This is a genomic window from Streptomyces sp. NPDC001889 (genome assembly GCF_053594535.1).
Genome location: NZ_JBSFER010000003.1, coordinates 157,031 through 182,448, shown reverse-complemented (window position 1 = coordinate 182,448; position 25,418 = coordinate 157,031). Strand labels below are relative to the sequence as shown.

The following is a 25,418-nucleotide window of genomic DNA, read 5'->3' as shown; positions in this document are numbered from 1 at the left end:
AGGCCGCTCCCCCCGGGCCCCGGTCAGCGGGCTGATCAGGTCGTGGTCTTGACCTTGATCTCGCCGTCCACGATCTTCTTCTTCGCCGCGTCGAGCTTCGCCTGGATGTCCTTGAGGTGGTCACCCGTGGTGGTGAGGCTGACGCCGTCCTCCGCGAGGGAGTACGTGTGGGTGCCGGTCAGCGGCTTGCCGTCCTTGACGGACTTGGCCAGCTCGAAGACGCCGGTGTCGACGTTCTTGACGACCGAGGTGAGGATCGAGGCGGAGTACTTCGACAGGGCCGGGTCCTTGGCCTGGTCGGAGTCGACGCCGATCGCCCAGGTGCCCTTCTTGGCGGCGACGGCCTCGATGGCACCGGCGCCGGAGCCGCCGGCCGCCGCGTAGATCACGTCGATGCCGCTGTCGAGCATGCCCTGGGCGGCGTGCTTGCCCTTGTCGGGGCTGCCGAAGCCGGAGAGGTCCGTACCGGTGGTGAGGTACTGGATCTGGACGGAGGCCTTGGGGTTGGTCTCCTTGACGCCCTGCTCGAAGCCGGCGGCGAACTTCTTGATCAGCGGAAGGTCCACACCGCCGATGAAGCCGATCTTGCCGTCCTTCGACTTGAGCGCGGCGGCGACGCCCGCGAGGTAGGAGCCCTGCTCCTCGGTGAAGACGATGCTGTCGACGTTCTTGGCGTCGGAGATCGAGTCCACCAGGCCGAAGCTGACCTTCGGGAACTTGGGGGCGACCTTGTCGATCGTGTCCTTGTAGGCGAAGCCGACGGCGACGACGGGGTTGAAGCCGCCCTCCGCGAGGGAGCTGAGGCGGGCCTCGCGGTCGGCCGGGGTCTCGCCGTGCTTGGCGGTGAGCTCCTTGGTGACGGCGCCGAGGTCGGCCTTGGCCTTGTCGAGGCCGCGGGCGGCGGAGTCGTTGAAGGAGTTGTCGCCACGGCCGCCGACGTCGTAGGCCATGCCGATCTTCAGCTCGCCCTTCGAATCGCCCGACGACTCGGTGGAGGCTTCACCACACGCGGTGGCGGTGAAAGTGAGGGCCGCGGTGGCAATACAGGCGGCAGTGATCTTCGATACCCGGCGCAAGAGGAGGCCCCTTCGAGACTGACCGAAAGCGCCTCTTCCGGCGCTGGTTTTGCGGCGATCGTAACGCGCGTAGATGTCAGTTAAAGCCCTGTTCATGAGTCGTTATCGGATCGTCGCAACCGGGGGGTGAGCGTGACGATGGGTAGCCTCGCGCGCACACCTGGGGGCTGACCTGCGCGATCTTCCCCGCCACCCGGGGAGCGCCCCGCGCGCCGGATGCGCGCCCGGCGCGGGGGGCTGTGGCGCGGGGGGTGTTCCCCGGCGCCGGACGGGTCGGCGTGGACGGGGATTTCGTGGGGTGGGGGGGTGGCGTTTTCGGCCATATGTCGGTGACATGTGCGGAAGCGGCTCCGCCGGAGGGCCAGGGAGGGGGAGCGCGCCCCGGCCCCGGCCCCGGCGGCGGGCCAGGGGGGCGCCCGGCCCGGGCGGCGGTTGGGGGGCGCCCTCGGCGTCGCGAATGGGGCCGCGCGACTCCAGCCCTGCCGGCGGTTGGGGCGCGCCGCCTCAGCCCTTCCGGCGATGGGGGCAGCACCACCTCAGCCCTCCGGCGATGGGAGCAGCACCACTTTCAGCCCCGCCGGCGTTTGAGGCGCGGGGGTTCGGGGGCTGGCCCCCGACCGTGGCCCGCAGGGTGCGGGGTCCTGTGGCACAGGGTCCGTCCTCAATCGCCGGACGGGCTGGGTTTGTGCGGGCTGCCTGTGGTGCGGGGTCCGTCCTCAAGCTGCCCCAGAGCTGCCTCTGGGAGGTGCCCCCAGACGGGCTGGGATTGTGCGGGCTGCCTGTGGTGCGGGGTCCGTCCTCAAGCTGCCCCAGAGCTGCCTCTGGGAGGTGCCCCCGGACGGGCTGAGAATGCTCGGGGCGGCCCAGGGGGTGGGGGGTCAGGGGGTGGAGAGGAGGGCCGTGGCCGTGAAGAGGTTGACCGCGGTTTCGATCGCGCGCTCGTCCGCATCGAAATCCCCCCGGTGCAGATCATGCCTCGTCGGCCCCCCGGGCACCCTCACCCCCAGTCGCGCCATCGCCCCCGGCACCCTCTCCAGGTACCAGGAGAAATCCTCCCCGCCCAGGCTCTGTTCGGTGTCCTCCACCGCCCCCGCCCCCCTCCGCGCGATCTGCGCCTCGCGCAGCAGCTCCGTGACCCCCGGGTCATTCACCACCGGCGGCACCCCCCGGATGTAATTGATCTCCGACTTCGCCCGGTGCAGCGTCGCGATCTCGTCGATCGCCGCGTGCACCAGATCGGGGGCGGCCCGCCACGACGGGAGGTCCAGGCAGCGGACCGTCCCGGACAGCTCGGCGTGCTGCGGGATGACATTGCAGGCGTGGCCCGCCTCGATACGGCCCCAGGTGACCGAGAGCCCCGAGCGGGCGTCCACCCGGCGGGAGAGCAGGGCCGGGACCTCGGTCGCGACCTTCGCCGCCGCCGTGACCATGTCGGTGGTCAGATGCGGACGGGCGGTGTGCCCGCCGGGCCCGTCGAGGGAGACCTCCAGGCGGTCGCAGGCGGAGGTGATGGGTCCGGGCCGCAGCCCGATCGTCCCGGCGTCGACCCGGGGGTCGCAGTGCACTCCGACGATCATCCCGACGCCCTCCAGGACCCCGGACTCGATCGCGTCGGACGCGCCCCCCGGCAGCACCTCCTCGGCGGGCTGGAAGATCAGCCGTACCGGCCTCGGCAGCAGCCCTTCCCGGTCCAGGTCGGCCAGGACGAGCCCCGCGCCGAGTACGGCGGTGGTGTGCACGTCATGGCCGCAGGCGTGCGCCCGGTTGGGGATGGTGGAGCGGTAGGGGACGGTCTTGGTGTCGGGGATGGGGAGCGCGTCGATGTCCGCGCGCAGGGCGAGCAGTGGCGTTTCTCCACCGTCGCCACCGCCTTCCTCGCCGGTTCCCCGGCCGATGTCGCACATGAGCCCGGTGCCGGTGGCGAGCACGCGTGGCTCAAGGCCGGCCTGCTCCAGACGGGCCTTGATGGCGGCGGTCGTACGGAACTCCTGGTTGCCCAGTTCCGGGTGCATGTGCAGATCGCGGCGGAAGGCGATCAGCTCGACACGCAGCGATTCGGACAGAGTGCCGGGAAGTGCGACGCTCCCGGGCAGGTCGGCTTCGGACTCGCGGGACATCAGTTGGTTCACCTGTTGAAGGGTAGAGCCAGACGGGGGTCAACTGACCGCTGATCAACAAAAGTTCAATCCGACAGGCGAAAGAATCGCGGTCCCAAGGTGCATGATTGTGGATCTCTCCGGGTAAACTTTCGCGCCTTTCGACCGTACCCCACCTCGGAATACACCGCCTGGGGGCGGGATCTCCCCGGGGCCGGAGCGCCGGGCGCGGGCGGCGGGCCGGGTGATCGCCTTCAGCTCTTCCCCGGACCGTCCGAAGGCGGCCTTCAGACCGGCGCGGGCAGCCGCTGGACCCCCCGCGCGGTGCCCGTGACACCCGCCAGGAAGCCCTGGGCGCGCGGAGAAGCGGTCTCCCTCAGCCATTCCGGCGCGATCTCGCAGACCGCCACCTTGATTCCGGTACCCGCGAGTGCCAGGGGGAGGGTGTGGAGCACGGTGGAGGGGAAGCTGAGGACCGTGGAGCCGATCGGGCCCCGGCGGGCCACCAGCTCCAGCGGGAGTTCCGGGCGGACGATCTCCAGGCCGGTCTCCCCGGCCAGCCGGTGGAGCTTGTCGGGGCTCTCGCGGCGGTGGGCGAAGTAGCGGCGGGCGCCGTGGGCACGGGCCAGGCCGGCCACCGCCCGTACGTACTGGCCGGGATCGACCACGCCCGTCTCCACCAGTGAGGTGCCGACCAGATCGGCTCCCCGGACGATGGTCGGCGGGCCGAAGCGCAGACGGGTCCACTCGAAGGTGTTGGCGGTGACGGCGAGGGACTCGGGCGGCTCCACCGGCATCGCGGTGAAGACCTCGACGGCCCGGGTGGGGGAGGGCAGCAGCCGCCGCCGGGCCAGCGAGGTGACCGGGGCGAGCACCAGTTCGCGGGGGCCGCCCGCGCCGCGCCGGTGCCAGCGCACCAGCTTCTCGCCCCGGGTGAGCTGGGCGGCGAACTCCATGGTGGCGGTGCCGTCGTCCACCACCGTCAGATCCTTCTCCCCGACGAGGGTCAGCAGGAGCTGCACATAGCGCGAGAAGGGGTCGCCTATGACGATCCGGCGGGCGCGGCGCAGCAGCGGGAGGAGCTGGCGCACGGCCCTCACCGGCGCCGCCGCCCCGCCGCGCGCCTCCTGCCAGCGCACCGTGTGCCCCTCGTCCCGGGCCAGTTCCGCCATCCGGCGCAACTGGCCCCGGGACATGGGGTCGGTGGGTGACAGCACGACGACCGTGAGCCCGGTCGACAGCGGGTCGTAGGGCTGGGCGTGGGCCCACTCCAGGACGTTCAGGAGCTGGACCGGGGACTCGACGAAAGCGAGATTCACTTCAGTTCACCTCAAGAGAGCTGCGCGAACGGGCGGGCGGGCGGGGCTGGGCGGGGCGGCCGGGGGCGGTGGTGGTGGTGGTTCAGACGCCGGCGGGCACGCGGTCGGCGGTGTCGTCCGACTCGGCGACCACGCCCGCGACCCGGCGGAGCTTGCGCATGGGGGCGAGTTCGGAGTCGTACACCCGCTTCACCCCGTCGCCGAGCGCCGCCTCGATGGTGCGGATGTCCCGGACCAGCCGCTGGAGGCCGCCCGGCTCGACCGACGCGGCCTGGTCGGAGCCCCACATCGCCCGGTCGAGGGTGATGTGGCGCTCGACGAAGGCGGCGCCGAGCGCGACGGCGGCCAGCGTGGTCTGGAGGCCGGTCTCGTGGCCGGAGTAGCCGATCGGGACGTTCGGGTACTCGCTCTTGAGGGTCTGGATGACGTTGAGGTTCAGCTCCTCGGCCTGCGCCGGGTAGGTCGAGGTGGCGTGGCAGAGAATGATGTTGTCGCTGCCGAGCACCTCGACCGCGTGCCGGATCTGGCGCGGGGTGGACATCCCGGTCGAGAGGATGACGGTCCGGCCGGTGGCGCGCAGGGCGCGCAGCAGCTCGTCGTCGGTGAGCGAGGCGGAGGCCACCTTGTGGGCGGGGACGTCGAACCTCTCCAGGAAGGCCACGGCCTCGGTGTCCCAGGGGGAGGCGAACCAGTCGATGCCGCGCTTGCGGCAGTGCTCGTCGATGGAGCGGTACTCCTCCTCGCCGAACTCCACCCGGTGGCGGTAGTCGATGTAGGTCATCCGGCCCCAGGGGGTGTCGCGCTCGATGTCCCACTGGTCGCGCGGGGTGCAGATCTCCGGAGTGCGCTTCTGGAACTTGACCGCGTCGCAGCCCGCGTCGGCCGCGGCGTCGATCAGGGCGAGGGCGTTGTCGAGGTCTCCGTTGTGGTTGATGCCGATCTCGCCGGTGACGTAGACGGGGCGGCCGGGGCCGGCGGTGCGGGTGCCGAGGGTGCGCAGTCGGGAGGTGTTCATGGGGGTTTTCCTCATTCTTCGGTGGGGTGATCGGGTGGTCAGGGGGTCAGTTCGGGGCCGAGGAGCCAGGTGGCGATCTCCCGGACCGCGCCCCGGCCGCCGGGGGTGGTGGTGGTCGCCCGGGCCTGTTCCCGTACGGCGCCATGGGCGTCGGCGACGGCGACCGGCCAGCCCGCCAGGGCGAAGCAGGGCAGGTCGTTGACGTCGTTGCCCGCGTAGAGGACCCGGGCGGGGTCGATGGAGTGCTCGTCGCACCACTGCTTGAGCGCGAGGTCCTTGCGGTCGACGCCGTGCAGTACGGGGATACGGAGCTTGCGGGCGCGGGCCGCGACCACGGGGTTCCGCTCGCTGGAGAGGATGAGCAGGGCGAGGCCGGCCCGGCGCAGCCGGTCGATGCCGAGGCCGTCGCCTCGGTGGACGGAGACGGTTTCGCGGCCGTCGGCGTCGATGTGGACGCGGTCGTCGGTCTGGGTGCCGTCGAAGTCGAGGACGACGGCGTCGATGTCGCCCCGGGTGGGGAGCGCCTCCGGCGGGGTGTCGAGGAGGGGGGCGAGGGCGCGGGCCCTGGCCAGGTCGTGGGGGTCGTCCACTTCGAGGACGCGGGCGGGGTCGGTGGGGACGAGGGCGGTGCGGCCGAAGAAGCGGTGGTGGGATGTGCGGAAGCCGGGGGTGGTCATGGCGTAGGCGGCGCCGGTCTCCAGGAAGTCCTGGGGGCGGTCCTGGCGGCGGGGGCGGGAGGCGGGGGTGTGATTGACCCCGATCCCGCCGATCCCGCGCCCCGAGGGCCCCGCGCCCCCCGGCCCGTCCACGGGCACGCCCTCCGGCCTCGCCGGAGCCGTATCCCCCGCCCCGTCCAGGGGCATACCTCCCGGCCCGTCCAAGGGCATACCTCCCGGCCCGTCCGAGGGCACACCCTCCGGCCCTGCCGACGCACGAGGTGCAACCTCCGGCTCGTCCAGGGGCACACCCTCCAGCCTTGCCGACGCACGAGCCGCACCTTCCGGCGCCGCCGGAGCCGTATCCCCCAGGCCGTCCAGGGGCGCCGACGGACCACCCCCCAGCCCCTCCGACGCTCGAACCGCGCCCTCCTGCCCCTCCGGCGATTGAGCCGCACCCTCCAGCCCCTCCGGCCATTGAGCCGCACCACCCAGCCCCTCCGGCCATTGAGCCGCACCACCCAGCCCCTCCGGCCATTGAGCCGCACCACCCAGCCCCTCCGGCGATTGAGGAGCGGGGGTTCGGGGGCTGGCCCCCGACCCGGGCCCGCACTGTGCGGGGTCCTGTGGCACAGGGTCCGTCCTCAAACGCCGGACCGGCTGAGGGGGCCCGGCAGGCTGGGAATCCGCTGATACGGGGTCCCCCGGCACAGGGTCCGTCCTCAAACGCCGGACGGGCTGAGGGGGCTCGGCGGGCTGAGAGGGGGCGGCAGGGCGGGGGTGGGCCACCAGCTGGGGCTGCCCGGCAGGCCCGGGGTGGGCCGCGGGCTGAGAGGGCTCGGCAGGCCCGGGGTGGGCCGGGGGCTGAGAGGGCTCGGCAGGTCCGGGGTGGGGCTGCCCGGCAGGTCCGGGGTGGGCCGGGGGCTGAGAGGGGCCGGCGGGGTGGGGGCGCCAGAGGAAGCCGTGGAAGGGGGACACCGTCACCGCCGTGTCCGCGCCATCGTCCAGCACCGCCGCGGCCACCCCGTCCACATCCCCCCGGGTGAGAAAGGGACTGGTGCACTGCACCAGCACCACCACCCCCACCCTGCGCCCACTCGATTCCTCGAAGGCGTCCAGCGCGTGCAGCACCGCCGCCTCGCTCGTCGCCGTGTCCCCCGCTATCTCCGCCGGCCGCACCACCACCCCCGCGCCCGCGTCCCGCGCCGCCGCCGCTATGTCCGGGTCGTCGGTGGAGACCACCACATCGGTGACCCGCCGGGCGGCGAGGCTCTCCCGCACCGCCCGGACCACCAGCGGCACACCCCCCACCCGCGCGAGGTTCTTCCCCGGCACTCCCTTGGACCCGCCCCGGGCGGGGATCACGGCGAGAACGGTCATCGGCTGCTGCTCCCTTGTCACAGTTGTCCCACCCGTCGGATCACGGGTGCCACCCGCTGCACCCCGTGCCGGTACGCCCCGCGCGCCGCCCCCTGGACGGCGTCGCGCACCACCCTCCGTACACCGCTCGGCTCCGGCCGCTCCGCCGCCGTGCCCGCCGACGGCGTTCCGTCGGGGGCGAGGTGGTGGCGGGCGAGGATGCCGGGCAGATAGCCGGGCGCGGTGGTGGGGGTGTAGTACGGGGCGATGGGCGGCAGCCGGTCCAGGGCGAGCAGCCCGGCGACCCGGTCACGGGCCGTGTCGAAGGCCCTCGCGTAGGTGCCGTCCGCCGCGACCCCCTGCGCGGCGAGCCAGCGCGGGTCGGGTACCGGCCGGTGCCCGGCGTCGATGCGGTCGAAAGAGGTCAGCAGCCCCGAGCCGAGGAAGTGGTGGTTGCCGAGGGTCTCGCGCACCCCGAGGTCCGTGAGGATCGCCGTGGGGATGCCCCGGTGCAGCGACTCCAGCGCCGCCGTGGACGAGACGGTGACCAGCAGATCGGTCCGGTCGAGGACCTCGCCCATGTGCCCGTACACCAGCCGGAGGTTGGGCGGGAGTCCGCCCGGCAGCTTCGCCGCGAGCCGCTGATAGGGGAGTTCTTCGAGGTGGGTGGTGTGCTCGCCGGGCCGGGAGCGCAGCTTCAGCAGCACCTCGCGGCCCGGGTGGAGCCGGGCGTGGCCGACGAGCCGGTCCAGCAGATGGGCGCGGTCGGCGCGGGTGACCGGGACGGACGGCTGGGCCGCGAAGACGAGGGTGTCGCGCCCGGCCTCGGGCCGGTGGGGCGTACCGCCGAGGAAGGGCAGCGCGGCCTCGGTGACGGCGGAGGGGTCCGCTCCGATGCCCTCGTACACCGCGCGGAACCGCTCGGCGTCCTGGCGGGAGTTGGCGAGGACGAGATCCGCGCCGTGCCGCAGCAGCAGTCCGTCGGCGAGCTTCTCGTAGACGACTCCGACATAGCCGGTGACGACGACCGGCCGGCGCTCCCGCTTCAGCGCGGCGAGCCCGTGCAGCAGCGCCTGGACCCCGCCGCCGACGAGGGCGAGCACGATCACGTCGTACGGCTCGTCGCCGTCGGCGCAGGCCCGCAGGAAGCCGGCCGCGGTCACCTCGTGGATCGCGTCCGCGTCCGCGCCGACCTCGGCGAGCTGACGGGGTGTGGGGGTGGCCCGTCCGCGCAGCAGAAAGCCGGTGAGCCGGACGGGTCCGGGGGCGATACGGCGGGCGGTGAGCGCGCCCCATTTCCACCGGGTGTCGGAATCGGCGATTACCGCTGTGCGCAGGGCGCCGCTGGTAGGTGATGGCACATCGAGGACGCTAGAAAGCCATTCGGTTTGACGGCCCAACGCGATCGCAACAGCGGGTTAACAGCGCGCCTACGAATGGGGAGTGCCGCCGGGGCACCCGGAAGTGAACATCTTCGTCGCCCGCCGTTCACCCGCTGTCCGCACAGTGGTCAGCGCGAATGCCGGACGGCGATCTAATCTCACCCGGGTGGTCAAGCTCTCCGTCATCGTGCCGTTCTTCAATGTGCGGACATATGCGCCCGACACCCTCAGAAGTCTTCGGTCGAATACCCGGGACGATTATGAATTCCTGCTGGTCGACGACTGTTCGACCGATGGGACAGCGGAGATCCTGGAGCGCGCGGAGCGCGAGATCCCCGGGGCCCGGCTGATCCGGCAGGAGCGCAACGGCGGGCTCGCGACCGCGCGCAACGCCGGGCTCGACGCGGCGGCCGGGGAGTATCTCGCCTTCCTGGACGGCGACGACTGGCTCGCGCCCGGTCACTTCGACCGGCTGCTCGCCGCCCAGGAGGAACTGGGCTGCGACTTCGTCCGCACCGACCATGTGCAGTGCACGGCCAGGTCCCGCACGGTCCGCCGGGCCCCGGTCGGCCGGCGCGGCGTGGTGCTGAGCCCGCGCGAGGTGATCCTGCCCGCCGACCGGTCGACGGCGGTGGACTACCCGTTCGCGTGGGCGGGGATGTACCACCGGCGGCTCCTCGACCGGGGGATGCTGCGTTTCACGGACGGGCTGCGGACCGCCGAGGACCGGCCCTGGATCTGGCGGCTGCACCGGGACGCGGAATCCTTCGCCGTCATCAGCCTGCTCGGGATCTTCTACCGGCGCGGGGTGGCCACGTCCCTGACCCAGATCGGTGACATCCGGCAGCTCGATTTCATTCGCGCGTTCGACCAGGTGCTGGAGGAGACGGCCCTGGACCGGAATTCCGCGCAGCTGCTGCCGAAAGCGGTGCGCACCTACTGCGCGGTCATCGCGCACCATCTGAACTCGGTGGAACGATTCGAACCGGCGGTGGCACGGGCCTTGCGGACGATGAGCGCGGCGGCGCTGCGGCGCATGCCGCAGGACGTTCTGCGGGACGTACTGGATTCCATGGACACCGAACGGGCGTCGCGGCTGCGCAGGCTCCGCCGCCGGCACACGGCGGAGGCGGGGCTCTAATGCGTACGGCGCGGGTCACCCAGATCTTCTACGCGTCCTCGCTGTACGGGGCCGCGACGCTGGCGGCGGCGCTCGACAGCGGCGCCTTCGCGGCGGCCGGCCGGCGGCTGCTGCTGGTCGCCAACAACGCGCAGACCCCGGAGACCTCTCCGGCCCTGGACGAGATGCCCGGTTTCGAGCGGCTGCGGGACCGGTTCGACGGGGTGGTGTCGTGGAACGAGGCCATCGCCCCCTTCCATCCCGGCGGCTGGTCGCCGCGCCGGGACGATCTGCCCCTGTGGGAGCGGTATCTGCGGCTGCTCTGGGGGCTCGGTGCGGACCGGGTCGAGCTGGCCGTGGAGTCGATCCAGGTCGCCCCGGCGCTGACGGTCGCGCAGGTGTTCCCGGACGCGCCGGTGGATGTGTACGCGGACGGGCTGATGAGTTACGGCCCCACCCGCAACAGGATCGATCCGCTGGTGGGCGAGCGGGTGCGGCGGCTGCTCCACCTCGATCTGGTGCCGGGGCTCGAACCGCTGCTGCTCCAGGAGTTCGGGGCGCGGCCGGAGGTGGTGCCGGCGGAGGCCTTCGTCAAGGTGATCGCGGAACTGTCGGACGCGGTCGGGCCGCGGGAGTCGGGAGAGACGGCACACAAGGCACAGAAGGCACAGCCGGCGGAGACATCGGAGACATCGGAGACAGCACGGACGGCGGACCCGGAGGGGCCCGCGCTGCTGCTGGGGCAGTATCTGGCCGCGCTGGGCATCCTCACCCCCGAGGAGGAGGAGGAGCTGCATCTGCGGATGGTGCGCGGGGCCACCGCCCGGGGCCACCGCCGGATCGTCTTCAAGCCCCACCCGACGGCTCCCGCGTCCTGGACCCGGGCGCTGGTGGAGGAGGCCGGGGCGCTGGGCGCGGAACTGACGGTGCTGGAGAGCCCCTTGCTGGCGGAGGTGGTCTACCGGCGGACGCGGCCGTCGCTGGTGGTGGGCTGCTTCTCGACGGCGCTGCTGACGGCGGGGACCTTCTACGGCATCCCGGTGGCCCGGGTGGGCACCGAACCGCTGCTGGACCGGCTGACCCCGTACCAGAACAGCAACCGGATACCGCTGACGATCGTGGACGCCGTGGTCCCGGAGATCCTGGACGAGCACGGGGCGGGTGTCGCCGCCGGACCGGGCGAACTGGCCGGGCTGGTGAGGGCGGTCGGCTTCGCGATGCAGTCGGGGATCAGACCGGATCTGCGCGCGGACGCGGAGGCGTTTCTCGCGGCCCGTCCCGACGACCGTGTGCTGCGGTACTTCAAACGGCGGCGGCTCACCGCGCTGGGTCTGCCCGGAGGGCTGCCGGTCCCCCGGGGCGCCGCGCTGAGAAAAGTCGTGCGCAGGGCTCGCCGCCTGCGGCGAGCGGCACTACGCTGATCCGGCGGCGCCCGTCTCCCGTAAAGAGGCCGGGCGCCGTCCAATGTCCCGTGGAAGCCCCCGCCGCAGACCGGCCGGGAGGGCTCCGGGACGGCCGCCGGAGGTTGCGGCCGGAACAGCCCCGGCCCCGGCACCGCCCGCTCCACCCGAAGTGGGGTCCAAGGCCTCTGGGCGGAGGGATGCCGCACTCGACACTCTTGTGGGCATACCATTCCGAGCAGGACTTTTGGAAGGGGCTGGCGAGCCATGAGGCACCGCAGGGTCGCCGACCTGATGACGCCCACCGCCGTGAGTGTGCAGCGCGGGACGGCGTTCAAGGAGATCGCGCGGCTGCTGGACGAGTACGGCATCACGGCCGTCCCGGTGGTCGACGAGGACGAGCGGCCGGTCGGGGTGGTCTCCGAGGCGGATCTGCTCCGCAGACAGACCTCCCGGACGACCGCGAGCACCGCGGAGGGGCTGATGTCGAGCCCGGCGATCGTCGCCGAGCCGCAGTGGAGCGTGGTGCGCGCGGCGCGGGTGATGGAGGAGTACCGGATCAAGCGGCTGCCGGTGGTGGACGGCTCGGGCCGGCTGACCGGGGTGGTGAGCCGGAGCGATCTGCTCCAGCTCTTCCTCCGCCGGGACCGGGCGATCCAGGAGGAGATCCTGGAGGATGTCCTCACCCGGACTCTGGGGCTCTCCCCGTCCGCCCTGACGGTGGATGTCGCGGACGGCCGGGTCACGCTCAGCGGGACGGTGGATCACCGCAGCGTGCTGCCGGTGTTCGTGCGGCTCTGCGAGAGCGTCGACGGCGTGGTGGAGGTGGTCGACCGGCTGGACTACCGGCACGACGACACCGCCCCGGAGGGTGCGGCACCCGGCGCCGAGCGGTCCTAGGGGGTTTCTTCCGGACCGGGCCGGATCTCGGGCCGGATCTCGGGCCGGATCGGTGAGCGGGGCCGGATCTCGGGCCGGATCAGTGAGCGGGGCGGGGTCTCAGACCGCGCTGCCGAAGGAGAGCTTCGCCGCGAACCCCAGGAAGAGCGCGCCCGCCGCCGAGTTCGCCCCGGCGGTCAGCCGCCTGCGGCGGCGGAAGGCGGCGGCCAGATGGGTGCCGGTGAAGATCAGCAGGCTCAGATAGAGAACGCTCGCTATCTGGAGCAGGCCCCCGAGCAGGGCGAAGGAGAGCGCCGGATAGGCGTACTCCGGGTCCACGAACTGCACGAAGAACGCGACGAAGAAGAGGATCGCCTTCGGGTTGAGCAGACTGATCACCGTCGCCCGGCGGAACGGGCGCTCGGTGGTCGCCGCGTCGGCGGCCGGGGCCTCGGCGGGGGGCTCGTTCCTGGCCCGCCACATCGCCCAGGCAGCGCGCAGCATCCCTATCGCCAGCCAGACCAGATACCCGGCGCCCAGGAACTTCACGATCCCGAAGAACAGCTCATTGGCCTGGAGCAGGGAGGCGACACCGGCGGCCGACAGCACCATCAGCACCATGTCCCCGAACCAGACGCCGGCGGCGGCGGTGTATCCCTTGCGGGTGCCGCGCCGGGCCGCGACCGAGAGCACATAGAGCGAATTCGGTCCGGGCAGCAGAACGATCAGTACGAGCCCCGCCAGATACGTCGGCAAATCGGTGACACCCAGCATGAAAGGGAGTGTCGCACACGGGTACGACACTCCCTCTTGTGTTCTGTGCCACAGGAGTCGCGCGCGTCCGCGGGGACCTGGACGCCCCACACCCCGCGCGGCGCGCCGTCGGCGGCTCAGGGAGGGAGCGGAGCGGAGAGAGGGGTGGCGCGAGCGGGACCGGGGGAACGTGTCCCGCCCGCGCCGATGCGCCCAGCCGCAGGTACGGGGGGAACCCCGGCTTCTGGCGCCGCCGATGACCAGTCGGCTCACTTCTTACTGCGCCGTACCCCTCAGAAATGTCACACCCGGCCGTGAGGAACGGGGAAATCGCTGCTCAGGAGGGTGTGCGCACGGGCTATCGAAGGCCGGACGGTGTGGTGCCGCGCCCCGAATCCCCGCCGGGCCCCCCGGCCCCGAAGCCGCCGCTGCCCTCCCGGTCCTCCCGGTCCTTCCCGCCCTCGCTCCCGCCGCCCCCGCCGCCCTGGTCGCTCGGGTCGTCCCGGTGGCCGCTCTTCTCCGCCCGGTCCTCGTCATCGCCCGGGTTCCGCTTCTTCCCGTTCTTCCCGTCGTCGAGCATCCGGGCGCAGAACGCGTCCACCCCGTCGGGGCCCCCGGCGATCCGCTCCAGGCGCCGCTGGCGCCCGGGGTCGAGGGTGCCGGCCCGGTGTTCACGGCACGCGGCCTTCAGCCGGTGGCGCTTGCCCTCGCCCCACTCGCCGGTCCACCCGTCCCGGTCGGCCTCGTCCCGGTCCGCGTCACCGTCACCATCCGCGTCACCGTCGCCGTCACCGTCCGCGTCGCGGTCCCGGTCGTCGCCGGTGTCCCCCGGTGGCCGGGTCCCGGGTCCGGAAGGTGCCGGGGTCTCGGTGCCGGGCGCGCCGTTCACCCTCGGGGGCACCGACGGCGGCACGGCGGGAGGGGACGCGGGCGGTGCCGATCGGGGCGGCGGGGACGGCGGCTCACCGATGGCGAACCCGGCCTCGCCCCCGGGAACCCCGGCTCCGGCCGGGCTCCTGTCGAACGGGGAGGGCAGCAGTCCGGAACCCGCCGCCACCGCCACCCCGCCGAAGGCGAATCCGGCGACCGCGGCGACCAGACCGAGGCGTACCGGACGCAGCAGCCGGCGCCGGGCGCGGTGGGAACGCGGTGACGGAGTGAGCCGTACGATGCCGAGGCTCACGCCCTCCGCCGGTGCCGGGTGGTCCCCTCCGGCCGTGCGGGGGCCCGGGTCCGCCCGCGCCTTGCGGAAGGCGGCGGTCGCGGCGGCCTCTCCCTGCATGTCGCCGCCCTCGGGGTGGAGGGGGAGTCGCGGCCTGTCCACCGAGCGCAGGGCCCGGTTCAGCCGAGCGGCCTGGGTACGGGCTTCGCCCTCGGGCGCTTCGACGGGTTCACCGCGCAACAACCGTTCCGCTGTGTCCTTGTCAAGCCACTCGTACCGCTCGTCGGCCATCACATGTCCTTCTGCGTCCTCAGCCGTGTATGCGTCACACCGGCGGGCGCTGTGGCACCCGCCCGTGACACGCGCTGCGGAGGCACACCCTGGAGATCCGTATCACGGTCGGCGGGACCGGCGCTCACGCCCCTGTCATCGGTGCCGACACCGTCCGCACCGTACGCTCTCGGGACCGGATCGACGTATTCCGCTCTCGCCCGGGGGTCCTGGCCGCCGCCGTAGTCGGCATGCGCGCCGAGCAGTTCGGCCAGTCGCTTGAGCCCCCGGTGGGCGGCGGTGCGGACGGCTCCGGGGCGTTTGCCCAGGGTCTGCGCGGCGCTCTTCGCGTCGAGTCCGACCACGACGCGGAGCACGACGGCCTCGGCCTGGTCCTGCGGCAGCTGGGCGATGAGCGCCATGGTGCTGCCGGTGGCGAGGGCCTCCATCGCCTCGTCGGCGGTGTCCGAGGCGGCGGGTCTGCCGGTCAGCTCGGTCTCGTCGCCGCCGACGGCGGGGCGGCGGCCCCGCATCCGCACATGGTCGAGCGCCCGGTTGCGGGCTATGCGCGCGGCCCAGCCCCGGAACCGGTCCGCGTCGCCGCTGAAGCGGTCCAGATCGCGGGCTATCTGGAGCCATGCCTCGGATGTCACGTCCTCGGCGTCCGGCTCGCCCACGAGAGTCCGTACATAGCCGAGCAGTCGCGGATGCACGGCGCGGTACACAGTACGGAAGGCGCTCTCGTCCCCGCCCTGCGCCGCGAGCACCGCGGCGGTCAGCTCCGCGTCGTCCCCCAGCACTACCTCAACCTGTTTCCGAATCGCAGCTGGTCACCACTGCTCGCGCCACCGGGCGCGCATCTGCACGCTACGGCGTCCCCAGTCGCCGCGTCCATGGTTTGTACAACTTGCAACAAAATGAGGACTCAGTTGGGTGTGACAGAAATCGCCTGCCCGGCGCTGAGTGAAGTACGGGGACGCGACGCGACCCCGTCGAAGGACGACCGGTGCCTCTCCTGTGGGGGGTGGCGGCATCCGGTCGTCCTTCCATCTGCCACGGCTCGCGCCCGGTAAACCCGGGCCCCCGTGGATCACCACGCGTTGGCCGGTTCTGGGCGGTCCGGGGCCGTGATCCGCTCCTCGGGGCCGGGCCCCCGGCACGTCCCGTACCGGGCGGACCCCGCCCCGGCCCACGGCCCTACCGGGGCATCGGATCAGCGGGGGATCACCGGATCGGCTCGGACCGGATCGGCCCGGACCGGCTCAGCCCTGGACACGGGCCCGCCGCGACACCACCGCGCGCAGCACCCGCTGCCCCTCGGTCGAGACCCGCAGCACCTGGCGGAGCCCCGCCCCGCCCTCCCCCGCGGCGAGGATCTCCAGCACCCGCAGCTGGCGCCGCAGCTCGCCCGTGACCAGCGGACCGGCCCCGGTGGGCTCGCCCTCGCGGCAGCCCTTGAGCACCTCGACGACGGCGGCGGCGGACGGCTCCGTCTCGCCGGGGCCCGCGTCGAGCCGGTGGTGGAGTTCGAGGGCCGCGACCGAGCAGTCGTCGGCCCACTCGCGCAAGGGGCCCGTCTCCCACGCGGCGGGCGCCGCGTCCAGCATCTGCTGGACAAGGGCGACGGCCTCGTCCCCGGTGTCCGTGTCCGCGTCCGCCATCGCCTCCCTGCACCGGGCCAGCGAACCGGACCAGCCGTCCGTGCCCTTCGCCAGGCCGGTCCACAGGGGTGCCAGCGCGCCGGACCCGTCCTCCAGCGGAGGCAGACAGCGCTCCAGACAGGCCACACCGCTCGCCGCCAGACCCCGCTCGTCCGCCGCGGCGATCAGTTCCCTCAGACTCTTGGACCTCTTCGACGTCATGGACGCCTCCCCTCCCGTACGCGCCCGCAGAATCCGGAGGACGCGTCCAGCGGCGCGGTTTTCGGGCCGCTTGGCGCAAAGTACCCCCTTCCGCACCCCGGCCGCCATGGGTTCCACGGAGCTGGGGGGAGTTGCCCGCCCTGCGCCTTAATCCATCAAGTGCGTGCTAACCACACACATTTGCGCCACATATCTGTTACATTCTGCCCACTCGGAGCCGGCCGAGGAGCGCCCCCGCGCCCCCGCCGGACCTCCGGGACCAGCGGTGCGAGTCCGCACACCCCCGGGCGGACTCGCACCGCGCCCCCCTGCCCCGGACCGGGCGGCGGGCAACCGGCGGCAGGCGACCGGCAGCGGAAAGCGGGCAGCCGGCGGCAGGCAGCGGGCGCTCAGTCCAGCTGCCCGGCCAGGGCGCGGAACTCCGGCCAGCCCCGCTCCGGGGTGCGCGGGTCCCAGACTTTCTGGGCCGTCGCCGCCAGCGGCAGCGCGATGCCCTCGGCGATCCGTTCCGGGGTCTGCGCCTGGGCCAGGTCGCACCAGATGGCGAACCGGGCGCCCAGGATCTGGTCCGAGTACTTCTCCGGCACCGGCCGGGTGCCGCGCAGCACCAGCGGGGTCCACTGCTCGTAGATCCGCTGCCCGGTCGGATAGGTGAACTCGTTGGGCTCGCCGAGGACGTAGTAGAGGTACTCGTCGTTGAGATTGATCACCGGCCGGCCCTCGTCCAGATACTCCAGCGGCGGGCGCGCGCCGATCTCCTTGCCCGTCCAGTACTGGACCTGGATGTCCTGGTCGACACCGACCCGGCCGCCCCGGAAGTAGCCGTCGTTCCACGCCTGGAGCGTGCGGCCGTCCGGGCGCAGCACCGCGGCGCGGTCGTTCACCCAGGCGCTCGCCAGGTCCTGGATGCGGCCCTCGGGTCCGTACTCCTCGCGGGCGAGGGCGGCGAGGGAGGGGAAGGACGCCTCCGGGTCCCGCCGGGTGAGCGCCTGGTACTCGTCGCCGCCGAGGTTCCAGTAGGCGCCGTCGAACAGCTCGGCGTACTCCTTCAGCAGCCCGTCCACCAGCCGGCCCGACGCGGGGTTCCCGATGTCGATCGCGCCGGGCACGACCCGGCCCGCCGTGTCCTTCAGCTTCAGCTCGGGGTACTGGGCGAGCACCGCGCCGAGATGGCCCGGGGAGTCGATCTCGGGGATGACGGTGATGTGGAGCGAGGCGGCCAGCTTCAGAATCCGCCGGACCTGGGCCTTGGTCAGATGTTCGCGGGAGACGATCCGCGGGTGGGTGTCCGAGGCGATCCGGAAGCCCTGGTCGTCCGAGAAGTGCAGGCCCAGCTGGTTGAGCTTGAGATCGGCCATCTCCCGCACCCGGTCCTCGATCCAGCCGGCGCTGAAGCTCTTGCGGGCGATGTCGACCATCAGTCCGCGCTGCGGCCGGTCCGGCGCGTCCCGCACCGTTCCCTCGGGCATCGCCCCGCCGGAGCGCACCGCCTGTTTGAGGGTGCGGGTGCCGTAGAAGACCCCGGCCTCGGCGGGGCCCGATATCCGCACCCGGCCGCCGGAGGTGACCAGGGTGTACGACTCCGGGTCGGCCTTGGCGCCGCCGGGGGCGGCCGGGGCGAGCGCCAGTTCCACATCGCCCGCGCGGGCCGGCACCGCCCCCCGGAAGGCGATCCTCAGCTCCCCGGCGAGCAGTCTGGCCTCGTCGTCGAGCCTCTCGGCGCCCTCGGCGACCACGACCCCGGCGCCCGGCCCCGGCCGCCAGCCCGGGCCCCGGGCCGGCTCATGGGTCCGTACGGCGGGGATGGTCGCGGGCGCCGAGGAGAGGGGATACGTCCGGGAGGGTGACGGGCTGGTGGCGTCCGTCCCGGGTATCCGGTCGCGGCCACCCGCTTCCGTACGACCGGAATCGGGCGATCCGCCCGACTCGCCCGAGCCTCCGGCGGAGCAACCGCTCAGCGAGAGGGACAGCGCGGCGGTCGCGGCGAGCGCCGTGACCGCGAGACGAGCGCCAGAAGAGTGCCGTATCACTCGAATACCTCCAGATTGGTAAGAATGCCGATGAATCGCCCCATACCGCCCATCAATTCATGGGGATCTCCCGTTCGGGTGAAGATCGCGCATCCATCGGACCGCCACTCGCCCACGCCGCTGCCATGCGACCCGTCCATCCCTCCAGCCTCACCGGGCCCGGCCGTCCCGCAAGCCGAGCGGCGCCGGGCGCCACGCGCCCGGGGAGGGCGAGCGGCCCGGCACCGGCGCCGCGGGGGCGGCCGTATCCGGCCGGGAGACCGGTCGTGAGCGCGCCGCGGCGGCGGAGGGACCGGGCGGGCAGGCCCGGGCCCGGCCGGCCCGCCCGGCGGCGCGGCCAGTGCGATATCCGGCGCGCGAGGGGCTTTTCGATAGCCCGTCCGAGGCTGTTTGATTGCCTGTTTGATCACACCTGAGGACCCGGCGCGAACGAACCGACAAGTCGTCGCTACGATGGCCGGGGCCGGTGGACCGTACCCGGCCGGGTCAGACCGACAACCCAAGCCGGCAGGCCCTAATCCCCGCTCCCGGAGGGTCTTCCGTGCCGGCTGGAACGCTGTACCGCGGCCGGGAAGGAATGTGGTCCTGGGTGGCTCATCGAGTCACCGGCGTCCTCATCTTCTTCTTCCTGTTCGTCCATGTCCTGGACACCGCACTCGTCCGTGTCTCCCCCGAGGACTACGACAAGGTCGTAGCCGTCTACAAGACACCGCTCGTCGCGCTGCTGGAGTACGGCCTCGTCGCCGCAGTCCTGTTCCACGCGCTCAACGGCCTGCGCGTCATCGCCGTGGACTTCTGGTCCAAGGGCCCCCGCTACCAGAAGCAGATGCTCTGGACCGTGGTGGGCATCTGGGTCGTACTGATGGCGGGCGCGCTCTACCCCGTCCTCGGCCACGCCGCACGCGAAGTCTTCGGGAGCTGACGCCGGACATGTCTGCTGACACCTCTTCCGCGATCGGTCCCGTCGAGGGCGAGAAGCTCTACGACGTGGACAACCCGGCGCCCCTCATCGAGGCCCCGCGCAAGCGCACCGGGAAGACCCCGCGCGCCACCCGCGGCAACTTCGAGATGGCCGCCTGGCTCTTCATGCGCCTCTCCGGCGTGGTGCTGGTCGTCCTGGTCATCGGCCATCTGCTGATCCAGCTGGTGCTGGACGGCGGCGTCTCCAAGATCGGCTTCGCGTTCGTCGCGGGCCGCTGGGCGTCCCCGTTCTGGCAGGTCTGGGATCTGCTGATGCTCTGGCTCGCCATGCTGCACGGCGCGAACGGGCTGCGTACCGTCATCAACGACTACGCCGAGCGCCCGAACACGCGCCTGTGGCTCAAGGGCCTGCTGTACACCGCCACGGTGTTCACCATCCTGCTGGGCACGCTGGTGATCTTCACCTTCGACCCGAACATCCGCTAAAGCCGGGGCTGACGAACCAATGAAGATCCACAAGTACGACACCGTCATCGTCGGCGCCGGCGGCGCGGGCATGCGCGCGGCCATCGAGGCCACCAAGCGCAGCCGTACCGCGGTACTGACGAAGCTCTACCCCACCCGCTCCCACACGGGCGCGGCGCAGGGCGGCATGGCCGCCGCGCTCGCCAATGTGGAGGAGGACAACTGGGAGTGGCACACCTTCGACACGGTCAAGGGCGGTGACTACCTGGTCGACCAGGACGCCGCCGAGATCCTGGCGAAGGAGGCCATCGACGCGGTCCTCGACCTGGAGAAGATGGGCCTGCCGTTCAACCGGACACCGGACGGCACCATCGACCAGCGCCGGTTCGGCGGGCACTCCCGCAACCACGGCGAGGCCCCGGTCCGCCGCTCCTGCTACGCCGCCGACCGCACCGGTCACATGATCCTCCAGACGCTGTACCAGAACTGCGTCAAGGAGGGCGTGGAGTTCTTCAACGAGTTCTACGTCCTGGACCAGCTGATCACCGAGGTCGACGGGGTCAAGAAGTCGGCCGGTGTGGTCGCCTACGAGCTGGCCACCGGCGAGATCCATGTCTTCCAGGCGAAGGCCGTGATCTACGCCTCCGGCGGCACCGGCAAGTTCTTCAAGGTGACCTCCAACGCGCACACCCTCACCGGCGACGGCCAGGCGGCCTGCTACCGGCGCGGGCTGCCGCTGGAGGACATGGAGTTCTTCCAGTTCCACCCGACGGGCATCTGGCGCATGGGCATCCTCCTCACGGAGGGCGCCCGCGGTGAGGGCGGCATCCTGCGCAACAAGGACGGTGAGCGCTTCATGGAGAAGTACGCGCCCGTCATGAAGGACCTCGCCTCCCGCGACGTCGTCTCCCGCTCCATCTACACGGAGATCCGCGAGGGCCGGGGCTGCGGCCCCGAGGGCGACCATGTCTTCCTGGACCTCACCCACCTGCCGCCGGAGCAGCTGGACGCGAAGCTCCCGGACATCACCGAGTTCGCGCGCACCTACCTCGGCATCGAGCCCTACACGGACCCGATCCCGATCCAGCCCACCGCGCACTACGCCATGGGCGGCATCCCGACCAATGTCGAGGGCGAGGTCCTCCTCGACAACACCACGGTCGTCCCGGGTCTGTACGCCGCCGGCGAGGTCGCCTGTGTCTCCGTGCACGGCGCCAACCGGCTGGGCACCAACTCGCTGCTGGACATCAATGTCTTCGGCAAGCGCTCCGGCATCGCCGCCGCCGAGTACTCCGCGACGGCCGACTACGTCGACCTCCCGGAGGACCCGGCGTCGCTGGTCGTGGCGCAGGTCGAGCGGCTGCGGAACTCCACGGGCAACGAGCGGGTCGCGGAGATCCGCCGTGAGCTCCAGGAGACCATGGACGCCAATGTCATGGTGTTCCGCACCGAGCAGACGATCAAGACCGCGGTCGAGAAGATCGGCGAGCTGCGCGCCCGCTATCTGAACGTGTCGATCCAGGACAAGGGCAAGCGGTTCAACACGGATCTGCTGGAGGCCGTCGAGCTGGGCAACCTGCTCGACCTGGCCGAGGTCATGGCCGTGTCGGCCCTGGCCCGCAAGGAGTCCCGCGGCGGCCACTACCGCGAGGACTACCCGAACCGCGACGACGTCAACTTCATGCGCCACACCATGGCGTACCGCGAGGTCGGCGACGACGGCACCGAGACCATCCGTCTCGACTACAAGCCGGTTGTCCAGACCCGCTACCAGCCGATGGAGCGTAAGTACTGATGGCTACCCCCGTACTGGACAAGGCCGAGGCGGACTCCGCCGCCTCCCCGTACATCACGGTCACCTTCCGCATCCGGCGCTTCAACCCGGAGCTGTCGGAGCACGCGGTCTGGGAGGACTTCCCGATCGAGATCGACCCGAAGGAGCGGGTCCTCGACGGCCTCCACAAGATCAAGTGGGATGTCGACGGCACCCTGACCTTCCGCCGCTCGTGCGCCCACGGCATCTGCGGCTCCGACGCGATGCGGATCAACGGGAAGAACAGGCTCGCCTGCAAGACCCTGATCAAGGACATCAACCCGGAGAAGCCCATCACGGTCGAGCCCATCAAGGGCCTCACGGTCCTGAAGGACCTGGTCGTGGACATGGAGCCGTTCTTCCAGGCCTACCGCGACGTGATGCCGTTCCTGGTCACCAAGGGGAACGAGCCGACCCGCGAGCGCCTCCAGTCCGCCGAGGACCGCGAGCGCTTCGACGACACCACCAAGTGCATCCTGTGCGCGGCGTGCACCACCTCGTGCCCCGTGTTCTGGAACGACGGCCAGTACTTCGGCCCGGCGGCGATCGTCAACGCCCACCGCTTCATCTTCGACTCGCGCGACGAGGCCGGCGAGCAGCGGCTGGAGATCCTGAACGACAAGGACGGTGTGTGGCGCTGCCGCACGACGTTCAACTGCACGGACGCGTGCCCGCGCGGCATCGAGGTCACCAAGGCCATCCAGGAGGTCAAGCGGGCCCTGATCACCCGCCGCTTCTGACGGCGTCCGCACGCGCGCCAGGGCCCCGCTCCGGGATGGGAGCGGGGCCCTGGCGCGTTCGGCGGGCGCCTTTCGCCGCGGGATGGCGTACGGGGTTCACCGGGCCGGGGCGGACCTGGCAGGATCGGTGGGACATTCGATGTGAACGTGGTGGAAGCGGGGAACACGACGATGACCGAACCGAATCCGTACCGGTCCGACGGGGAGCCGGAGTACCAGTGGGGGCCGGACCAGCCGGCCTACGGGTATCCGCAGGAGACACCGCCGGGGTACGTCCATCCGCCGCAGCATCCGGGGTACGCGCCGGTGCCGGCCGTCGGGGCGACCGTGCCCATGGGAATGGGCGGGGCGCCGCTGGTGGCGATCGGGGACATCACGGTGGTGGGTGACTCGATCATCACACCGGCCGGGTCCCTCGCGCTGCGGGGCGCGGTCTGGAACGCGACGGATCTCTCCAGGACGGAGGAGAAGATCCCGGTGTACGCCATCGTGCTGGCGGTCCTCTTCTTCGGCGCGTGCGGTCTCGGCCTGCTCTTCCTGCTGATCAAGGAGAAGTCGACCACGGGCTTCGTCCAGGTCACCGTCACCAACGACGGGCGGCACCACGCCACGATGATTCCGGCCCACAACCCCTATGTCTTCCAGCAGATCATGGGCCAGATCGGCTACGCCCGGTCGATCAGCAGCATGTAGCGGCACCGCCCCGGGCCCGTTCACCCCGCGCGGGAGAGGAACTCCTCGTGCGCGGGCAGCAACGGGAGCCCGAAGCGGCGGTGGAGGGCGAGGACATCGCGCAGGTCGTCCTCGTCGATGGCGTACCCCGTGTGGCTCGCGATCTGGGAAGCGGCCGACATGCAGTCGACCGTGCGGCCGAGGACGGTGCCGGTCGCGGTGAGCGAGCCCACGGGGTACGCGAGCCCGAGGGGGCCGTGGATCTCGGTGCCCGCCCCGTCGCGGCGGGTGGTGGCGAAGTCCACCTGGTGGATGTCGACATGGCGGCCCCCGGGGTCGGCGAGGACCTCGTTGAAGGGGCCGTCGTGGAGTACGTGGGTGAAGCCCGCGTCCGTCAGCGCCGCGCGGAGCCGGGCGAAGTCCAGCCGGTCGACGGCGATGTCGAGATCCTGGTGGGGACGGGTCTGCTCGCCGAGGAGCGCGTCCACCCCCCAGCCGCCGTCGACCCACACCCGGACGCCCGCGCCGGCGAAGAGGTCGAGCAGCAGATGGACGTCCCGGGCGCTCATACAGGGGCGGGCGTGTTCGGTGAGGAACTCCGTCAGCGCCCCGTTGATCTCCGCCGGGCGCTCCAGACCGGGCAGATGCCCCGCCCAGGGCAGCTCGCGGTGGCGGGCGCGCGGCAGTAGCCGGGGCAGCCGGGCCGCCGTGGCGCGGAAGTCCGGCAGGTCGTGGGCGCCGGAGAGGACCAGGGCGGGCGCGCGGACCGCCGTGAGCGCCGATACGTCGAAGTCGGTGTCCCCGCCGTACTCCTCGGCCGCCGCCGACTGCACCCGGAAGGCGTGCAGTTGCATGCGCCGTACCGCCTCCCGGGTCGCCTCGCCGGCCTCCGGGCCGAGCCAGGTCTCCGCGTTGAGCGCAGCGGCCCGCTCCAGGTCGCCGGCCTCGAAGAGCGCGGTCTCCGCCTCGTCGAACGCGGCGAGTCGGGGGCTCTCGCCCTGGTCGGGGAGGCCCGGGCAGAGCAGGGCGAGCGCGGTCACCCGGTCCGGTTCGCGGGCCGCGATCTCCAGGGCGACCCGGCCGCCGTAGGAGGAGCCGACCAGCGCGGCGCGCTCGATGCCGAGGGTGTTCAGCAGCGCGAGCACATCGCCGGCGTCGGTGTACGGGGCGGTCGCCGCGGGCGTCTCGCCGTACCCCCGGAAGTCGGGGCGCACCACGCGCAGTCCGGCCTCGGTCAGGGCGGGGAGCTGGGGGTCCCACATCCTGCGGTCGCAGACGGTGGAGTGCAGCAGTACGGCCACGGGGCCCGAGCCTGCCAGGTCATGAGTAAGCGTCACCGGGCCGAGGGTAGGTCGTCCCGTCCTCCGCCGCCTCCGGATTTCCGCCCCCGCCTCTCGTCTTGAACATGTTCAAAAAGAGGTCTACTGTCATCGTCGACAGCCTTTTTGAACGCGTTCAAGGAGCGTGGGGCATGGACCTCAATGTGGTCGGGTACATCGTCTATCTGCTGATCAGCGTGGCCCTGACGGTCTGGGTGGCCCGCACTCTCAGCCGCAACGGCAGGATCTTCCTCGCCGATGTGATGCACGGGAACGAGCGGCTCGCCGACGCCGTGAACCATCTCCTGGTCGTCGGCTTCTATCTGGTGAACCTCGGGTTCGTCGCTCTCTATCTCCGGGTCTCCAAGACCGTCGAGGACACCCGGGGACTCTTCGACGCGCTCTCGGTGAAGCTCGGTGTCGTCCTGCTGGTGCTCGGCGTGATGCACCTGTGCAACGTCTACGTCCTCAACAAGATCCGCCGGCGCGGTGTGATGGAGCGCGAGATGGTGCCTCCCGTACCGGCGCAGGGGTGGACCGCGCCCGCCGGCGGCCCGGCCGGAGCGTGACGCCATGACCGCGCGGCAGATCCACGGCACCCCCGGCGCGCACGGCCCCCACGGACGTCTCCCGGTCCGCCGGCTGACCGTCCTCTACGACGCCGGCTGCTCGCTCTGCGTCCATCTGCGGCACTGGCTCGGGCGCCAGCGCCAACTGGTGCCGCTGACGCTGGTGGCCGCCGGGTCCGAGCAGGCCCGGCGGCGCTACCCCGGACTCGACCACAGCCGGACACTGCGGGAGATCACCGTCATCGGCGACCGGGGCCAGGTCTACAGCGGGGCCGCCGCCTGGGTGGTGTGTCTGTGGGCGCTCGCCGAGCACCGGCCCAAGGCCCACTGGCTGGCCACCCCCGCCGGAGCGCCCTTCGTCCGGGTCACCATGCTCGCCGCGGCGAAGTACCGCGAGCTGTCCGGTTCCGGACCGGGCCCGGTGGGCGGAGCCGGGGCCGGGGCCGGCGTCCGCGCCGGGCCGGGCGATGTGGCGGGGGCCGGGAGCGGGGCCGCCGCTCCCTGCGACGACCGGTGCGCGATCCCCCGTTAGGCTCGGAC

General features: G+C 72.1%; 21 protein-coding genes and 2 pseudogenes. 10 read left to right on the top strand and 13 right to left on the bottom strand.

Annotated features, from left to right (window positions below; genetic code table 11):
- Positions 1–35 precede the first annotated feature (35 nt).
- The 7 genes and pseudogenes from ACWCRA_RS04295 to ACWCRA_RS04265 all read right to left on the bottom strand — a co-directional run bounded on the left by ACWCRA_RS04295 (position 36) and on the right by ACWCRA_RS04265 (position 8,882).
- Complete coding sequence (locus ACWCRA_RS04295; protein ID WP_351559153.1) at positions 36–1,076, bottom strand: BMP family lipoprotein; 1,041 nt, start codon at positions 1,074–1,076, stop codon at positions 36–38.
- A gap of 878 nt (positions 1,077–1,954) precedes the next feature.
- On the bottom strand, positions 1,955–3,193 hold the full coding sequence (locus ACWCRA_RS04290; protein ID WP_351559833.1) for an amidohydrolase: 1,239 nt from the start codon (positions 3,191–3,193) through the stop codon (positions 1,955–1,957).
- 266 nt (positions 3,194–3,459) lie between these two features.
- Complete coding sequence (locus tag ACWCRA_RS04285; protein ID WP_351559831.1) at positions 3,460–4,491, bottom strand: hypothetical protein; 1,032 nt, start codon at positions 4,489–4,491, stop codon at positions 3,460–3,462.
- A gap of 82 nt (positions 4,492–4,573) precedes the next feature.
- A complete protein-coding gene (locus ACWCRA_RS04280; protein ID WP_351559830.1) occupies positions 4,574–5,506 on the bottom strand; it encodes an N-acetylneuraminate synthase family protein in 933 nt (310 codons plus the stop codon).
- Between the two features lie 38 nt (positions 5,507–5,544).
- Positions 5,545–6,273, bottom strand: a pseudogene (locus tag ACWCRA_RS04275) (HAD hydrolase family protein); the annotation flags it as partial.
- An 836-nt stretch (positions 6,274–7,109) separates the two neighbouring features.
- A pseudogene (locus tag ACWCRA_RS04270) lies at positions 7,110–7,542 on the bottom strand (acylneuraminate cytidylyltransferase family protein); the annotation flags it as partial.
- Between the two features lie 17 nt (positions 7,543–7,559).
- Positions 7,560–8,882, bottom strand: coding sequence for a DUF6716 putative glycosyltransferase (locus ACWCRA_RS04265; protein WP_351555156.1), 1,323 nt, complete (start codon positions 8,880–8,882; stop codon positions 7,560–7,562).
- Positions 8,883–9,069: 187 nt separating this feature from the next.
- On the opposite strand from ACWCRA_RS04265, the gene ACWCRA_RS04260 reads away from it, so the two are divergent.
- The 3 genes from ACWCRA_RS04260 to ACWCRA_RS04250 all read left to right on the top strand — a co-directional run bounded on the left by ACWCRA_RS04260 (position 9,070) and on the right by ACWCRA_RS04250 (position 12,323).
- Entirely contained in the window at positions 9,070–10,044 is a 975-nt protein-coding gene (locus ACWCRA_RS04260; RefSeq protein WP_351555159.1) for a glycosyltransferase family 2 protein, read from the top strand.
- Positions 10,044–11,444: an alpha-2,8-polysialyltransferase family protein gene (locus ACWCRA_RS04255; protein WP_451066822.1), complete on the top strand. Its 1,401-nt coding sequence runs from the start codon at positions 10,044–10,046 to the stop codon at positions 11,442–11,444. The genes ACWCRA_RS04260 and ACWCRA_RS04255 overlap by 1 nt, the downstream gene beginning before the upstream one ends.
- Before the next feature lie 246 nt (positions 11,445–11,690).
- The gene (locus tag ACWCRA_RS04250; RefSeq protein ID WP_351555165.1) at positions 11,691–12,323 is read left to right on the top strand and encodes a CBS domain-containing protein; all 633 of its coding nucleotides are present in this window, start codon (positions 11,691–11,693) and stop codon (positions 12,321–12,323) included.
- 99 nt (positions 12,324–12,422) lie between these two features.
- On the opposite strand, the gene leuE is transcribed toward ACWCRA_RS04250, so the two are convergent.
- The 5 genes from leuE to ACWCRA_RS04225 all read right to left on the bottom strand — a co-directional run bounded on the left by leuE (position 12,423) and on the right by ACWCRA_RS04225 (position 18,379).
- The gene (gene leuE, locus ACWCRA_RS04245; RefSeq protein ID WP_351555168.1) at positions 12,423–13,076 is read right to left on the bottom strand and encodes a leucine efflux protein LeuE; all 654 of its coding nucleotides are present in this window, start codon (positions 13,074–13,076) and stop codon (positions 12,423–12,425) included.
- Positions 13,077–13,413: 337 nt separating this feature from the next.
- Positions 13,414–14,508: a hypothetical protein gene (locus ACWCRA_RS04240; RefSeq protein ID WP_451066821.1), complete on the bottom strand. Its 1,095-nt coding sequence runs from the start codon at positions 14,506–14,508 to the stop codon at positions 13,414–13,416.
- Positions 14,508–15,287, bottom strand: coding sequence for an RNA polymerase sigma factor (locus tag ACWCRA_RS04235; RefSeq protein WP_351555174.1), 780 nt, complete (start codon positions 15,285–15,287; stop codon positions 14,508–14,510). The genes ACWCRA_RS04240 and ACWCRA_RS04235 overlap by 1 nt, the downstream gene beginning before the upstream one ends.
- A gap of 462 nt (positions 15,288–15,749) precedes the next feature.
- Positions 15,750–16,349, bottom strand: coding sequence for a hypothetical protein (locus tag ACWCRA_RS04230; protein WP_451066820.1), 600 nt, complete (start codon positions 16,347–16,349; stop codon positions 15,750–15,752).
- Positions 16,350–16,738: 389 nt separating this feature from the next.
- Positions 16,739–18,379: a beta-N-acetylhexosaminidase gene (locus ACWCRA_RS04225; RefSeq protein ID WP_451066819.1), complete on the bottom strand. Its 1,641-nt coding sequence runs from the start codon at positions 18,377–18,379 to the stop codon at positions 16,739–16,741.
- A 541-nt stretch (positions 18,380–18,920) separates the two neighbouring features.
- On the opposite strand from ACWCRA_RS04225, the gene sdhC reads away from it, so the two are divergent.
- The 5 genes from sdhC to ACWCRA_RS04200 all read left to right on the top strand — a co-directional run bounded on the left by sdhC (position 18,921) and on the right by ACWCRA_RS04200 (position 23,011).
- Entirely contained in the window at positions 18,921–19,301 is a 381-nt protein-coding gene (gene sdhC, locus ACWCRA_RS04220; protein ID WP_351555186.1) for a succinate dehydrogenase, cytochrome b556 subunit, read from the top strand.
- Between the two features lie 8 nt (positions 19,302–19,309).
- Positions 19,310–19,786 carry a succinate dehydrogenase hydrophobic membrane anchor subunit gene (locus ACWCRA_RS04215; protein WP_351555189.1) on the top strand — a complete coding sequence of 159 codons (477 nt, stop codon included), beginning with the start codon at positions 19,310–19,312 and terminating at the stop codon, positions 19,784–19,786.
- A gap of 19 nt (positions 19,787–19,805) precedes the next feature.
- Positions 19,806–21,560: a succinate dehydrogenase flavoprotein subunit gene (gene sdhA, locus ACWCRA_RS04210; protein WP_351555192.1), complete on the top strand. Its 1,755-nt coding sequence runs from the start codon at positions 19,806–19,808 to the stop codon at positions 21,558–21,560.
- Positions 21,560–22,318: a succinate dehydrogenase iron-sulfur subunit gene (locus ACWCRA_RS04205; protein WP_351555195.1), complete on the top strand. Its 759-nt coding sequence runs from the start codon at positions 21,560–21,562 to the stop codon at positions 22,316–22,318. The genes sdhA and ACWCRA_RS04205 overlap by 1 nt, the downstream gene beginning before the upstream one ends.
- A gap of 171 nt (positions 22,319–22,489) precedes the next feature.
- Positions 22,490–23,011, top strand: a complete 522-nt coding sequence (locus ACWCRA_RS04200) for a hypothetical protein (protein WP_351555198.1) — start codon at positions 22,490–22,492, stop codon at positions 23,009–23,011.
- 20 nt (positions 23,012–23,031) lie between these two features.
- Here the strand turns inward: ACWCRA_RS04200 and ACWCRA_RS04195 are convergent, their stop codons facing one another.
- On the bottom strand, positions 23,032–24,327 hold the full coding sequence (locus ACWCRA_RS04195; RefSeq protein WP_351555201.1) for an alpha/beta fold hydrolase: 1,296 nt from the start codon (positions 24,325–24,327) through the stop codon (positions 23,032–23,034).
- 134 nt (positions 24,328–24,461) lie between these two features.
- Here ACWCRA_RS04195 and ACWCRA_RS04190 point away from each other — a divergent pair, with 134 nt between their 5' ends.
- Both ACWCRA_RS04190 and ACWCRA_RS04185 read left to right on the top strand, forming a co-directional pair.
- Positions 24,462–24,878: a hypothetical protein gene (locus tag ACWCRA_RS04190; RefSeq protein WP_351555203.1), complete on the top strand. Its 417-nt coding sequence runs from the start codon at positions 24,462–24,464 to the stop codon at positions 24,876–24,878.
- Between the two features lie 4 nt (positions 24,879–24,882).
- Positions 24,883–25,410, top strand: coding sequence for a thiol-disulfide oxidoreductase DCC family protein (locus ACWCRA_RS04185; protein ID WP_451066818.1), 528 nt, complete (start codon positions 24,883–24,885; stop codon positions 25,408–25,410).
- Positions 25,411–25,418 lie beyond the last annotated feature (8 nt).

Coding starts and splice junctions, on each gene's coding strand:
- ACWCRA_RS04280 (WP_351559830.1), bottom strand. CDS start 5,506: ATGAACACCTCCCGACTGCGCACCCTCGGCACCCGCACCGCCGGCCCC.
- ACWCRA_RS04240 (WP_451066821.1), bottom strand. CDS start 14,508: ATGGCCGACGAGCGGTACGAGTGGCTTGACAAGGACACAGCGGAACGG.
- ACWCRA_RS04215 (WP_351555189.1), top strand. CDS start 19,310: ATGTCTGCTGACACCTCTTCCGCGATCGGTCCCGTCGAGGGCGAGAAG.
- sdhA (WP_351555192.1), top strand. CDS start 19,806: ATGAAGATCCACAAGTACGACACCGTCATCGTCGGCGCCGGCGGCGCG.
- ACWCRA_RS04185 (WP_451066818.1), top strand. CDS start 24,883: ATGACCGCGCGGCAGATCCACGGCACCCCCGGCGCGCACGGCCCCCAC.
- ACWCRA_RS04250 (WP_351555165.1), top strand. CDS start 11,691: ATGAGGCACCGCAGGGTCGCCGACCTGATGACGCCCACCGCCGTGAGT.
- ACWCRA_RS04255 (WP_451066822.1), top strand. CDS start 10,044: ATGCGTACGGCGCGGGTCACCCAGATCTTCTACGCGTCCTCGCTGTAC.
- ACWCRA_RS04230 (WP_451066820.1), bottom strand. CDS start 16,349: ATGACGTCGAAGAGGTCCAAGAGTCTGAGGGAACTGATCGCCGCGGCG.
- ACWCRA_RS04290 (WP_351559833.1), bottom strand. CDS start 3,193: ATGTCCCGCGAGTCCGAAGCCGACCTGCCCGGGAGCGTCGCACTTCCC.
- ACWCRA_RS04190 (WP_351555203.1), top strand. CDS start 24,462: ATGGACCTCAATGTGGTCGGGTACATCGTCTATCTGCTGATCAGCGTG.
- ACWCRA_RS04200 (WP_351555198.1), top strand. CDS start 22,490: ATGACCGAACCGAATCCGTACCGGTCCGACGGGGAGCCGGAGTACCAG.
- leuE (WP_351555168.1), bottom strand. CDS start 13,076: ATGCTGGGTGTCACCGATTTGCCGACGTATCTGGCGGGGCTCGTACTG.
- ACWCRA_RS04205 (WP_351555195.1), top strand. CDS start 21,560: ATGGCTACCCCCGTACTGGACAAGGCCGAGGCGGACTCCGCCGCCTCC.